Source organism: Fuchsiella alkaliacetigena (assembly GCF_023227765.1).
Classification (GTDB): domain Bacteria; phylum Bacillota; class Halanaerobiia; order Halobacteroidales; family Acetohalobiaceae; genus Fuchsiella; species Fuchsiella alkaliacetigena.
Window position 1 is genome coordinate 1 of the sequence record NZ_JALKBZ010000058.1, and the last position, 14,012, is coordinate 14,012.

10 protein-coding genes and 1 pseudogene are annotated in these 14,012 nt (G+C 29.2%); all 11 read right to left on the reverse strand.

What is annotated here, in order from left to right; translation table 11 throughout:
* Positions 1 to 266: 266 nt before the first annotated feature.
* Positions 267 to 2,816: a DEAD/DEAH box helicase family protein gene (locus tag MWH30_RS11995; RefSeq protein WP_248664329.1), complete on the reverse strand. Its 2,550-nt coding sequence runs from the start codon at positions 2,814 to 2,816 to the stop codon at positions 267 to 269.
* A 280-nt stretch (positions 2,817 to 3,096) separates the two neighbouring features.
* Positions 3,097 to 3,441, reverse strand: coding sequence for a DUF3024 domain-containing protein (locus tag MWH30_RS12000; protein ID WP_248664330.1), 345 nt, complete (start codon positions 3,439 to 3,441; stop codon positions 3,097 to 3,099).
* A 383-nt stretch (positions 3,442 to 3,824) separates the two neighbouring features.
* Positions 3,825 to 4,529, reverse strand: a complete 705-nt coding sequence (locus tag MWH30_RS12005) for a DUF8548 family protein (RefSeq protein ID WP_248664331.1) — start codon at positions 4,527 to 4,529, stop codon at positions 3,825 to 3,827.
* 197 nt (positions 4,530 to 4,726) lie between these two features.
* The gene (locus MWH30_RS13945) at positions 4,727 to 6,343 is read right to left on the reverse strand and encodes a VWA domain-containing protein (RefSeq protein WP_248664332.1); all 1,617 of its coding nucleotides are present in this window, start codon (positions 6,341 to 6,343) and stop codon (positions 4,727 to 4,729) included.
* Positions 6,344 to 6,353: 10 nt separating this feature from the next.
* The gene (locus MWH30_RS12015; RefSeq protein ID WP_248664333.1) at positions 6,354 to 8,510 is read right to left on the reverse strand and encodes an AAA family ATPase; all 2,157 of its coding nucleotides are present in this window, start codon (positions 8,508 to 8,510) and stop codon (positions 6,354 to 6,356) included.
* A 179-nt stretch (positions 8,511 to 8,689) separates the two neighbouring features.
* Complete coding sequence (locus MWH30_RS12020) at positions 8,690 to 8,992, reverse strand: hypothetical protein (RefSeq protein ID WP_248664334.1); 303 nt, start codon at positions 8,990 to 8,992, stop codon at positions 8,690 to 8,692.
* A 14-nt stretch (positions 8,993 to 9,006) separates the two neighbouring features.
* Positions 9,007 to 9,651: an alpha/beta fold hydrolase gene (locus MWH30_RS12025; RefSeq protein WP_248664335.1), complete on the reverse strand. Its 645-nt coding sequence runs from the start codon at positions 9,649 to 9,651 to the stop codon at positions 9,007 to 9,009.
* A gap of 116 nt (positions 9,652 to 9,767) precedes the next feature.
* A pseudogene (locus MWH30_RS12030) lies at positions 9,768 to 9,950 on the reverse strand (M48 metallopeptidase family protein); the annotation flags it as partial.
* Between the two features lie 32 nt (positions 9,951 to 9,982).
* The gene (locus MWH30_RS12035; protein ID WP_248664337.1) at positions 9,983 to 12,811 is read right to left on the reverse strand and encodes an ATP-dependent helicase; all 2,829 of its coding nucleotides are present in this window, start codon (positions 12,809 to 12,811) and stop codon (positions 9,983 to 9,985) included.
* 18 nt (positions 12,812 to 12,829) lie between these two features.
* Entirely contained in the window at positions 12,830 to 13,747 is a 918-nt protein-coding gene (locus MWH30_RS12040; RefSeq protein WP_248664338.1) for a hypothetical protein, read from the reverse strand.
* Between the two features lie 133 nt (positions 13,748 to 13,880).
* Positions 13,881 to 13,997 carry a transposase gene (locus MWH30_RS13990; protein ID WP_372494175.1) on the reverse strand — a complete coding sequence of 39 codons (117 nt, stop codon included), beginning with the start codon at positions 13,995 to 13,997 and terminating at the stop codon, positions 13,881 to 13,883.
* Positions 13,998 to 14,012: the final 15 nt, after the last annotated feature.

Below are 14,012 nucleotides of genomic sequence, written 5' to 3' on the forward strand. Positions count from 1 at the left end.
CAAGTATATATGGAATTGCGACTAACTTCATATTCATCAGCTATTACAGATGGCTTACGACCTTTAAGAACTTCTAGTACTATTTCCATCTTAAATTCTGAACTATAAGTTTCACCTTTAGGTATTATTTTTAACCCCTATAATTATTATAAAATGTTAGCTAACTTTTTGTCCAATATCAATTAGGGGCGTTACAAATAATTTAAGCTTTTACTTGACATCTATTAGCTAGTTTATTTGAAGTGCGACTCTATTCTTGAGAAATATTATACTTTATTAGATTTTTTAGCATTTTCTCTTTTAGTTAATAACTGTAAATTATCCAAAGTTGTTTCTCCTCCTTTAGATATAGGTATAATATGATCTATTTGAAAAGGAATTTTACTTTTACTTCTAAAATCGCTAATAGCAGAATTATAATACCCTTCTTCATCTTTCGCTTTTTCATAAACAGCATTATGTAAATTCCTCCAATACTTTGGAGCCTTTTCCCTTAATTCTGACATGCTTAACTTTTTAAGTTCAACTGAGTCATATTCAATTTCTGTTTTTTTATTCTTTTTCTTCATTAGTTCAGGATACTCTAATTTTTGTATCTCTTTATTTAATTGCTCAATAAAATATCTTTTGTTATGATTAAAAAGAATCTGCCACCATGATTTATCTTCTTCTTCCCATAATTTATCCATATATTCTCTTTTTTCTCTTCCTCCTAAACTATTTTCAAAAATGTACTTAGCTTCTCTAGATAAATCAAATTTTTCACGATCCTTAAACTCTAAAAATGGGGGTTCTGCCCCTTTAAATGCATAATATCTCAATATATCTTTAATGTTTTCTCTTTTATAATCTAAAGTAAAGTCCTTTCCAATAAAAAATTTCCTTTCTACTTCATTACAAAGACTTTCTAATTCATCAGTTGATAACTTTTCTTTGTCATTTAAATTATTTAAATTAAATAATTTTTCTAACTCATTTATAAACTCTTTATAACTATCATACATATCATCATAAACTAAAACTTCACAATTTTTTTCTGCTTCTTCTCCATTATTATCAGTAATCAAAAGGGAGAAGGAATATAATCCAATTGGAATACGACTCAAAAAATCTAAACTTTCCAATTCAGTTGTATCGACAGTATCATCTACAACACTAGCAAATTCTTCTATTTTTTCTATTGAAACCAACCTAACTAACTTTTTTCTGTATTCACTTTCATCATCATCAAAATCTGCATTCCCTAAATAAAGCCTTTCAGGGTTAACCCAGTTAATTTTATCTTTCCACTCATCAATGAAACTAACAATATAAGATTCTTCAGTTCCACCAGCTTTTTCACCCCTTAAACCTCGCCCAATCATTTGGGTCATTAAAATGGTTGAAATTGTAGGTCTCGTTAAAAATACTGTCTTTACTTCAGGTAAATCTACTCCCTCAGTTAAAATTTCTATATTTATTAAAACATCTATCTTATCCTCTCTAAATTTTTGAACTTTCTCTTTGTTATCTTTAGAAGAAATTGAAACACCATGAACTGCATCTCTAACACTAGAAACTATATATTCAGAAGCGATTCCTCTTTTATTAAAAAGTTTATTTAGAGTTATTGCATGTTCTATATCAATTGCAAATACTAATGTTTTTTCATATTTATCTTTATTGTTCAAATAATGTTCTACTATAAAATTGTTCCGCTTACTATTTTCCACAATTTTTTTAGCAATATCACCTTTTAACTCAGAAAATTTAATTTTTTCTATATCTTCATCAGTAAACTCTTTATGCATCTTAATATCAGTACTTGTTTCTTTAAAACTTGGAGCTGATAAAATTCCTCTATTAATTAAAGTTTCCAAATCAATTTTATATATAATATCATCTTTAAATAATTTTTTAAGCAATCCTGTCTCGGTATCAGAAGTCCTAAAAGGAGTTGCGGTTAATCCTAACATATTAAATTTATTTACATTATTTTTTAAGCCATCTATTATTTTTCGATAAGTCTTAGCAGTAGCATGATGGGCTTCATCAATAACTAAAACAACTTCATTTAAATCTTTAACCCAATTATCAATCAAATAATTCATATTACGATATAAACTATCTTTACTAGCAATAATAAAATCATCATCAGCTTGGATATTAACAGATTTATCATGTTGTCCAGATATTATTCTATAACGATATTTTTTACGTTTTCTTAATAATGACGAAAAAGAATTTTTTTCTAGTGCATTAAAGGCTTGATTAAGTAATTCATGTCGATGAGCAATCCATAACACTTTTTTATTCTTATCAATTATATTTCTTAAAAGCCATTGAATCGCAGTTAAAGTTTTTCCACCACCAGTCGGTATAGCTAAAATTCCAGAAAATGAACCTTGTTCTTCTAATTTTTCATTTAATAAATTAATTGCTTCTTTTTGATGAAGATATAAATCGAAAGGATTATCTCCTTTTTTAACTTTAATATTCCCAGCATAATCTATATCTATCTTATCATTCAAAATTTGTGAAGTTGACTCTTCATTTAAACTAAAAGAAATCCAATCACTGGTTTCTATGTTATTCCAATTAATTTCATCTTTATTACTTCCGGTAATAGAAACATCAATATTATATTTATCCAAATATTTATCTATAGTATTAAATAACTTTTCGCTACCTCTTTTATATCCAAATGAATCTAAAAACATCTTATATTCAATATTAATTGAGCTAGCATTATCATTATTTTTTATCTCATTTTTTATATTCATAATAACTCTTTCTACTCCCTCTTCATAATCTCCCGCTCTTATATTAATATTCATTAAAATCTCCTTTCTTTAAACTTTATTCCATTACAACAAGTCGCAGTCTGGTAGGTCGGGAGCCTTACAGCTCATTTCCCTTATCAAAACAGTGCATGAGCCTTTCAACTCATACGGCTCAAGCTATCTAAAAACAGCCTTTGGACTGGCAAACAATAACTTTAAGTTTATCTCAGTTTTAATTTTCTGTTGAAGTAATATCTTACTGATACAAGTCACTTCAATCGTTTATACCTAAAATATTGCTGAACTTACGCTATATACAGCAAGCTAAACGTCCTTATCCCCAAAAGATACCTGTTGGATCTTCATCAACTTCTTTAACTAGTTCTTTCAAATTTTTACTGGGCCCAATTTCTTCGTATTTATACCATTTTTGAGTATGTCTCCACCAATATAGCGACCAAAGATTATTTTCCTGATCATATCTAAATTGTGCAATTTTTTGTTTTGTCCATTCTTTAGGGTCTTTATAATATCTTCTTTTTTCAAATAAAGTAACATTATTTCCTCTTATATTAAATTCCAATTTAATTTGATCTCTTACTTTTTCCGGAATGCGCTCAGAACAAAGCTTTTCTAAAACTTTTTTCACTTTTCTTTCTTGTAATTCATCTAATGCCATAATAACCAACCCTTTAATTAATTTTTTAAACTAAGTACTTTAATTCTCTTCATTTTCCTCATTTTATCATAGCACTATAATCAGAACAAGCTTCAAGTTATGTTATAATAAACCTTGATATGTAAATATAAGTACACAGTATAGCTATTAAGAGATATTACTATTCATATATTTCTTCCATTTGCTCTCTAAAGATTTGTGACGCCCCAATTGATGTTGGAAGAAAGGTTAGCAAATTGTACATTTTTTCATTGACAAACACATTTTCACATTTTAGTGATTATACTTTAAAAGTTCTAGAATAGTACGACCTTATACCGTTAAATCTAGTCCTGAGTCCTTGAGTGGAGTAAATTTTAGCATTAAGTGAATAAAAGAATATTTTAATTTTTGCTTTCATATTTCCAAATTTGATAATCTAATAGTTTAGGGTTTATGCTTTTGAAGTTATAATCCTTTTTTAGAGTATCACTGGCTTTTATTAATAAATTTTGAGCTTGTGTTAGGTTAACTTTTCTTTTTAATATACCCTGTAAAAATCTTAATACCATTCTATCTGGTTTTATAAAGTTATCAAACCCAGCTAACATAAAGAAGTAATTTAAAGAAATTCCACTTTTTTGTCCAGAGATACTTTTAATATTCTTTTTAAATTCATAATTTCTAATTATTTTATTAATATCCTGAAAATAATCTACATTAAATTCTCTTAAAACTTCAGTAAATTGATAAACAGCTTTAGATTTTAGGATTCCGTTGCTTGGAGAAGTAAGTTGTCTATTATCAAAAATCTCCTCTGTAAATTTATCAATGCCAAGTTTATTCATTTTAGATAAGAAATTAGATATTGATTGCTGTTCTTTCTTTGATGGTATTTTATTTTTATTATCTCTAATTCTTTTAAGATTAAAATGTTGACAGTATTTTATTACGGTATTTCTGGTTGCAGTATAATTAACTCCTACTGAAAATACGGCATCAATAACACATAGTGATAAGCTTTGATAAAAAAATTCTTCGCTTAATTTGGCATTTGCGAGGTCTAATTTTTTCATGCAATAATCAGCTATTCGTTTTACATCATCCACTTATTATCACCTCAGTTATTTATATATACTTTTGATCGATCTGGATTTCCGATTTGAAGATTATTTTTTAGTTTTGTAAATAGACTAAAATTCAAGACGCTTTATTATTGTAAATGCCACTAATTGCATGTGTAGCGTCCCATATTTATGTTGGACAAAGTGTTAGCTAACACCTCATGATAATACACATAAAAGTTTCAAATACTAATTATTTCATCACTAAAATCATCACCATCTAACTCAGTTGCACAAATCACAGTATAAACATTAAAGCCAACTCTTAATTTCTTTTTAGATAAATACTTTGTAAAATCATCAGTAACTTTACATAAGCCATCAGTAATCATCAAGATATCAGCTTTGTTATACTCTTCTTGATCTTCGATTATTTTAACTCCTCTTTTCAAAGGAGTCTCAAAGTCTGTCCCTCCACCAAAGCCCTGCTTTAGAAAATGAAGTATCTTTGCACTCTGCTCCTTTTTCTTTATATGTAGCTCTTTTATCTCTCCTGCACTACCAAATAGTAAAATATATAAACTTCGATTCTCTTCCTCTAATATCTCTGAAATCGATAATAATAATGCCTTAGCTTTTAAAATAGGTAGTCCTGACATACTACCTGAAGTATCAAGACAGGCAATTACTGGGCCTTTCTTTAACTCTTCTTTTTCTTCTCTAGTTTTAGAAACTAACTCATAAGTTAATAAAGTATGTTCTAAAAATTTAGAATAAAACAGATATTCTAGCTCTTCATCTTCAAAATTTACTAACTCCGAAGGCAATAACCTTACTAAATCATTACTACGATGTAAGCCAAAAACTTCACTCTTACCTCTTTTATTTATCTTCGGTTGTTTCTTTTCAGTTTCTGAGATATAATTTCGACCTAACTTTTCTACGACTTCTAAAACTTTTCTATTTTCTTTCATCTCTTTAGCTAAAGAAGCAAAATCTTGATCTAATTCTACTAATTCTTTATAGCTATAGCCTCTACCTACTAAGTTGATAAACTCTTTTGTTTCTTGATACTTATTATCTATCTTTTTTAAAGTTTCACTAAATCCATTAATTAAGTTAATTGCCTCGCTAGGGATATTTTCATCTACTATTTCTTCTTTATATGCTTTAGATTCTTCTAATTGACTCTGAATTACTTTTATATTTTCCGGATTTAAGGGGATTTGCTTAAAAAATTCTTTTATCTCTGCAAGATTAGGCTTACTAACCTTTTGTTCTGAGGAGCTTTCAGATTGATTTTTCCAGTCCCATAGTTTCCACTTTGTAGCCCCCAGCTTCTTTTTTGCCTTTTGCTTTAGTAGTTTAACTGTCGGCTCCCAGGTCTCATCTATATCTCTAAGTTCAAAAGTAGAATTAAAAGTATAATTCTGCTTGGAGTAATCCAAACACTTACTTGAAAATGAATGACAATTATTAAAAACTAAACCATAAAAACTTCTATCACCAATATGATCTTTAGCTCCCTGTGAAACCTCCCTATCTCCAACTGCACCATTCTTATCACAGGAAACATAGATTTTTTTGTGCATTAAACTTCTCTTAGTAAAATTTCTGGGGCTACTTTTTTTAACTACTCCTTCAGCAATTCCACCTGATTTAATATTTGAAATTTGATTATCGCCGATATAAATGCCAGAATGTTCTACCCCTCCAAGCAGGTCAGAGTAAAGAACACTTCCTTCGATCGGAACTACTTTTTCTCTATATTTATTATCTATCCAGCTTTTTATCCCTTTAATTACTAGCTTAAAAGGAATTATTTTTGGGTTTGCTAAGTTTTTAAATTTATTTAACACTACTTATCACCTACAACCAGATATTTTCTTCTATTTGCTTTATTAATTCACTCTTAGTCTTTTTACCCTTTTCAGCTTTCGCTAAACCAATACTTTCAGCTTCATTACCTAACTTTAAAACAGGTCGTTTTTCCTCTTGGTTCCAACTCCAGACTTCATCAAAATCCCAGCCTATATTCTTTTGAAAAAATTTATTCTTCAATAACTTTTCACTTATACTTTTACCTTCTTTACCATCAATATTACTTCTATTTATCTCTTCCTCATTTAGTAACATAGTCTTGATAGCATAATTATTTTTCAATTCACCATTATCATTTTTAGCTATTCTATTATTATAACTCTTCGAACTTATTTCTTTATTTAATGCTACACAGTTTGATATTTCTCCTTCATTTTCTCCCGCTATTCCTCCTCCATAAGAAGAAGCGTATTTAGAAAAGGAAGATACATTACCAGTTACATAACTATTTAATATTTCTCCTCTGTTCATTCCTGCTATCCCTCCCCCATAAGAAGAAACATAATCAGAAGCAGAAATAGATACATTACCAGTTACATAACTATTTGATATTTCTCCTTCATTCATTCCTGCTATCCCTCCCCCATAAGAAAAATCAGAAGCAGAAATAGATACATTACCAGTTGCATAACTATTTGATATTTCTCCTTCATTCATTCCTGCTATTCCCCCTCCATAAGAAGAAGCATGATCAGAAGCAGAAGTAGATATATTACCAGTTACATAACTATTTGATATTTCTCCTTCATTCATTCCTGCTATCCCTCCCCCATAAGAAGAATCAGAAGCAGAAGTAGATATATTACCAGTTACATAACTATTCGATATTTCTCCTTTATTTTTTCCAATTAATCCTCCTGCATACTTTGTGCATTTACCTTCTACATCTATTTCTACATCCTCTAATTTCACATTTCTTATTGATGAACTTTCAGTAATACCACCAAATAAACCTATTTGTTTCAAACCATCTAATTTAATTGTCAAATTAGATATCTTTTTATTATTTCCATCATAATGACCATTAAAGTCATTAATCGGCTTCCAATCCTCTGCACTTAAATCAATATTTTTCACCTGTTTAAAGTAATAACCCTCTCCTCGATGCTCCTCATCATCTAAACAATATAGATCTAAAACATCTTCAATTAAAAAAGGATCTTTTGCTGTCCCCGAACCTTTTAACCCTACAGCTGAACTTTTAGCCTCACTTGAAATACTTTCTTCTAACTTTACTTCATCATCTGCGCAGTTTGCTTCAACTACTTCTATTATTATCCTTTCAGTGGCCTTAATATTGTGATAATCACTCCACAAGCAATTTCTTAACAAAAGCAAATCTGAATAGTCTACCTCGCCTCTCCCATTTGTAAAAGCAGAAACTCGCAATAATTTTAATATCTTCACAAACTTTCGATCTGAAAAGCTCTCAGCACTATTTTCTTCAAACTCATCTTTAAAATCCAGTCTAATCTCCTTAATTGCTCTTTGAATACTTTCAGGAATCTTAACTTCTTGGGAGCCTTCTTTAATCATCTCCAACTCTTTAGAGCTAAACTTTACTTCATCGTTCAGCTTAAACTCTCTATCTTTCACTGCAAATAAAGCAGAAATACTTTCATCGTCAACATAATCAACTACCTTTCTAACCAAAAATCTATCGTATAGAGCATTTAATTCATTATCGTCAATCGGTAGCTCATTTGAAGCACCTACTAAAGATAATAAAGGTACATCTTCTTTAACCTTCCCATTATGAAACTTTTTTTCATTAATGATTGTTAATAAAGAGTTCAAAATAGCTGAATTTGCTTTAAAAATTTCATCTAAGAAAGCTACACTAGCCTGAGGTAAGTAAGCATCAGTATTTCTTTTAAACTTGTCCTCTTTTAATTTTTGAATTGATAACGGGCCAAATATTTCTTCTGGAGTGGTAAACTTGGTTAAAAGATATTCAAAATATTGACCATCCTTAACTACTTGAGATAGTCTTCTTGATATTTCACTTTTGGCCGTCCCTGGCGGGCCAATTAGAATTAAATTTTCTTGGGCAAGTAATGTTAAAAATGATATCTTAATTATTTTTTCTCGCTCTACAAGACCTTTATTTAATTTGCTAATTATTTTTTTAATCTTTTCTTGCAATTTTAAATACTCCTTCCTATTTTCTTCAGCCCATTATGTATTCCTATAAACTCTTGAAATGACAGACTTCATATTTATGAAATTTCATTTGTTAAAAAGCTTTAAGGATTGATATTACAAGCTATAATAACTACGACCAATAAGCTTACCTTCTGCCTATTTTTAGTCAACTAAATAATTTAAATTTTCTTAGAAATAATTTTAGTAACAATATCAACAAAATCAATGTCACCTAACCAATCAATCTTTTCATTCAACTGAGGAACCGCATTATCTTCTAAATAATTCCAGTCGTGCTTAATCTCAGAATAATCATTTGAATTAGCAATTTCCATTCTATTTTCTCTCATTAAAATCCTATACTTATATGGCCAAACTGGAAATCCTACTTTATGCTCTTGCATTATAAAATACTTATTCTGCCTAATATTATCCCAAAAAGTTAGTCCTCCTAATGTAGAAATTGGCTTTCTGAATCCCATTTTTATAACCCCCTTTATTTTTTGAATTCACCATTTTTTAAAAAACAGTCAACTAATTCTGCTGTTTTAAACTTATGATGAATTTCTTTGTGACCATAAGGGATAACAATAAAGTCTTTTAAACCCTTATATTTTACAGAGTTAACTAATACTCTACCATCATTTTCTTTCTCTAATAAGTTACCTAATATTAAATTATTTTCATTTCCAGCAATTGCACCTACTTCAATAGTATCTATATTTTTTAATTCCAACTTTTTTATATTATCAGGATGCAATGAATCTAATGTTTTGAAAATATTAGTAAATATACCCGATATTTCTTTAGCTATCTCAGCTAATTTGCTTCCTTGATTTGGAGTAGCTATTAAAACACATCTATCTACTTTATCTTTATAATCCGTGTTAGATATAAAGTGTCTTATTATTAGCCCTCCTGTACTATGACCTACAAGACTAATTTTTTCATCCCCATATAAACTATCTATTATCTCCTCTATTTTTTCACTAAAAAGAGAAGCGCAATATTCAATTGTTTTAAATGTTAAAGGTAGATCAACTAATAACCCATTATATCCTAAATTTGATAAGTTTTCCTTTAAAGTAACCATGTCATTTTGATTTTTATTATATCCATGTATTAAAATCACTTTCTTCACATTTAAAATAACCTCCTAAAGATAGTTTTAATAACTAATGTTACTTATAATCCCAATATATAAGCATTTTTAAAAATCTCACTTTTAATCTCAAGCCTTCTTTCATTAACCTTTAATCACTCCTGTTTCTCTTCATAATCAGCTATTATAGTCTCTACTAAACCCAAAAATATCTTAAATAAGTTAAAATATTTAATATGAGCCAGCTCGTGAACTGCAATATAATCAACCACACTCATTGGAGTCATAATTATCTTCCAATTAAAATTTAGACTATCTAGGTTGCTACAACTACCCCAATGGCTTTTGTAGTCTTAGATTTTGCTTTTTCTTAATCACAGTTATATCTAAAATCACATTCTTTACAGATTTTATTTGAAGGTTTTTCTTTAACATTGAAATTATTATTAATTATTTTTCCTACTACATTATCAAAATGATTATCTGCCTTCGTTATATCTTTACTTTCTATTTCAAGTGGCATTTTAGCTTTTTGGGGATCATCTTCTCCAGTCCAGTATATATAAGCTTCTTTAATATCAACTCCATGCTTTGTTTGAATTAAATTAGAATAAGTTGCCATTTGAAGCTTATATTTTTTTAAAAGTTTTTTAGATTCAATTTTTTGTTGTGATTTAAAATCAACTAGCTTATAATTTCCTTTTTCATTTAAGATCAAATCAATTTTACCATTGATATAATAGGAGGGTTTCTCTACTGTAATTGGAAGTTCAACTTCGTCAATCTTATTTATCATATCTTCATTGTTTTTATAATAATTGATAACCTGTCTTAAAGCCGATTCTTTAGTTTGGGGGGCTAATGTGTGTTGTAAATGTTCTCTTAAGTTATTGTAATTCTCTTCAAAAAATTCTTCGATCTTGTCTTCATTTAAGATTTTCTCTTCACCATTTAAACAGCAATTATGGATATCCTCAATACAGTTATGAACTAAGCTACCGAACATATTACCTCCAGTTCTACTGGAAACAAAGCTTACTTCTTTATAAAGCTCATACTGGCGTGGGCAAGTATCATAAACTAAAATATCAGAAGTTAAACTAAACTGTTTTTTTACCAATGGATCTTTTTTATGGTCAATATCTACATCTAACCATTCCTCTTTATTCACTTCTTCAATACTTCGTATGCTTTTATAGGATGGTCTTATCCGCTTATTAGCTCTCTTTCTATACTTGGTTAAAACTAAAAACTTCTCAGCTCTAGAAAAAGCCACATAATACCTTCTCATATAATCAAAATCAGTAGTCTTACTATAGTCTTCAAAAGAAGGCCTATGCTTAAATTCTTTTAGCTCCTTATCTAATCTCCCGCTACTCATAGCTCTCTTGCCAATATTACCTACAATAACTACTGGAAACTCTAACCCTTTGGATTGATGAATAGTCATTATTGATACTGCGCCTTTTTGAATTATCTTTTCTTTATCCTCAAATTCATTCATCCCACTTTTATGGATAACATATAGAAAACTACTAAATAAATTTCTTTTTAGATAGTTAATGCTTTTAAATGTTATCAGTGAACTTCCTTTTAAATAAAACTTATTAAATTTGGCAAGTAGCTCAGACATTTTAGCCAGATTATACTTTTCAACACCATCTTCTTCTAGATACTCTTTAAAGGGAGAAAATTGAAACATTTGATATAGTAAGTCAAGTAAGTTTTCATCAGATGTCTCACTATTTGCTACCATTTCTTTATAACTATTTTGTTTATCTTCTATCCAGTTAAATAACGCAGAATATTGGTTGTTTTCTTTTAAATCTTCTAAGTCTGTAGCTATATTTTCTAAATAGCTCATCCAACTTTTAGAGAAGCTAACCTGATTATAATCAAAATCTAAGACTTCCATTATGGCTCCAATGAAATATCTAATTTCATCGTACTTAAAAAACATTTTAGCTCTTGGACAGTAAGAAGCTATATCTCTTTTTGCTAAAGCATCCATAAAAGGTTTCGAATACTTTTCCTTAACAGAATCTAATAGTATTGCAACTTCACTATAATCATTTATAATTTCTTTTTCTTTTAATCCTTCAATAAAACCGGCCACTTTTCCAGCTTGATCAGCCTGATTTTGACCATCAATTTTAAATACACTATCATAAAATGGAAGTTCATTTTCTTCGCAAGGAAATATATATTTATCAAATCTATATTTTCCCCACTCAATGTTAGTCATAAATTCACTATAAAAACCAATTATATAGCCATGAGATCTATAGTTAATACTCAGATCAACTCTTTCACAGTCGGGAAAGTTTTTCGGAAACTCTAAAAGATTTCTAACAGTAGCTCCTCTAAATCTATATAGAGACTGGTCTTCATCTCCCACCACACAGATATTTTCTGTCTTTTCAATTAAGTCATAGATGATCTTTTCCTGAATATAATTAGTATCTTGAAACTCATCTACCATAATATATTTAAATCTATCTTTTAGTTCTTGAGCTGTATTCTCGTTCTCTAATAATTCATTAACATAATACTGTTGGAAAGCAAAGTCTACATAATTTTTTTCTTCTAAAAGCTCTCTGTATTTAAAATAGGCATATCCTAACTCCCTGAAAAAAACATCATTGCTGTTAATTAATTGCTCAGGTTCAATCATCTCTTGGGTTAATTTATTAAAATACTTAAGTAAGCTACCTATTGTCTGCCATTTATACTTCCATTTGCTTAAGAACTTTTTTTCTCTATTTTCATCATAAGAATTTTCAATTATTTGATCAAAGTTATCATTTACAAAAAACTTCTGCATCAATTCATCTAGTACTTCATAGCCTCTGCTTATTTTGTTGCTATACTCATTAAATTCCCTCAAAATATCATTACAAAAGCCATGAATGGTATTGATTATGATATCACTTGTATCCACGTTAGCTTCCAATCTATCTATGATATTAGCTATTCTAGTCTTCAACTGCAAGGAAGCCTTTTCTGTAAAAGTGCAAATCAATATATCTTCCGAAGGAACCTCTTCATTCACTAGTAAATTAACCGCCCGTAGTACTAAACACTGGGTCTTTCCAGAGCCTGGTCCAGCAACTATTAAAAGGGGGCCTTCCGTAGTTTCAATAGCTCTTTTTTGACCATCGTTAGGTTCAAAGTTCAATTTTTTATAGATCTCCTCCAAACTCATCACCACCTTTTATTATCCTTGCTTAATTATTGCTTTAAGAAGCTTATCAATAGGGTTTATTCCCCTTGCAGTTACTGTTATATCATCTGTAAAAATCATATTTAAGTCATTAAAATCTTGTCTTTCCTTTCTAAACTTTCCTCTTGCACTTTGAAAGTTAGAATAAACCATAATAAATGAATTAAGAATTATATTTTCCTTTATTTCAGAATTAAGAGCAATTTGTACTTCCTTATCTTTAATTTCTTCGGCTAGTTTTACCTTTGGATCATTATCTAGGTCTTCTAGAGGAATAATACCTTTAGGATCAACAAAAGTTATGTACTGCTTATTATCTTCCTTAATCCATAAAATGAAGTCTGGATAATATCTATCAGCTTCATTGAGAAAGCAAACCCCTTTACTTCTAGTTAAATTCCTCAGTAAAAAGAGTTCTCTACCTTCAAGAAAATCATCTGCTTTACCACTACTTAAATGTTCACTTAAAAGATCAACAAATCTTCTTTCACTATCTTCTAATCCCTGCGGACTTGATTTTATCTTCTCCCCATTCTGGCCTAAAAGCGGTTGAAACAAATGCCTGTCAAAGTACACGTTGTCCAATTCTTCTACTCTATTTAATTCCGCTGTATATAACTTATCAGTTTTTTCTTCAATTAGTGTTGTGATTTTATCTATTAATTGATGTTCTTCTTTATCAATTTTTAAAGTGTAATCCTGAAAGTTAGGATCATCCTTTGATAGACTCTTATAGACTAACTTATCGTCTTGAAACTTTTTATTTCTTATTCTGTAGTACTTCTTAATATATTTTTTAAGAACTCTTCTAGCAAGATCTTCTATTCTATCTAAGTCAGAAAAGCTTTTTAAAGATAAAGTCTCATTATCACTGTAAATCACATACACATCACTATCCAAAATCTTTTTCAAAGTTTCTTTGCGGATGACTAAGTTATTAAAATCTTTGGTTCTTTAATTAATGTTGTGAAAAATAATCTCTGTTGTAATCGAAGTCTATTAGAAAATAATTACAATAGGCTTCGAGCTTTCTTTTATTTCTGTTTTACATAAAAGCTATAAACAACCTATGTCTCAAACTTTCTAAATTAGTTACTCCATATCCTATTCGCTTTATTAATTTGATCTTATTATTTATTCCTTCAGCAAATCCATTGCTTATCTTTGTTTCAAAAAA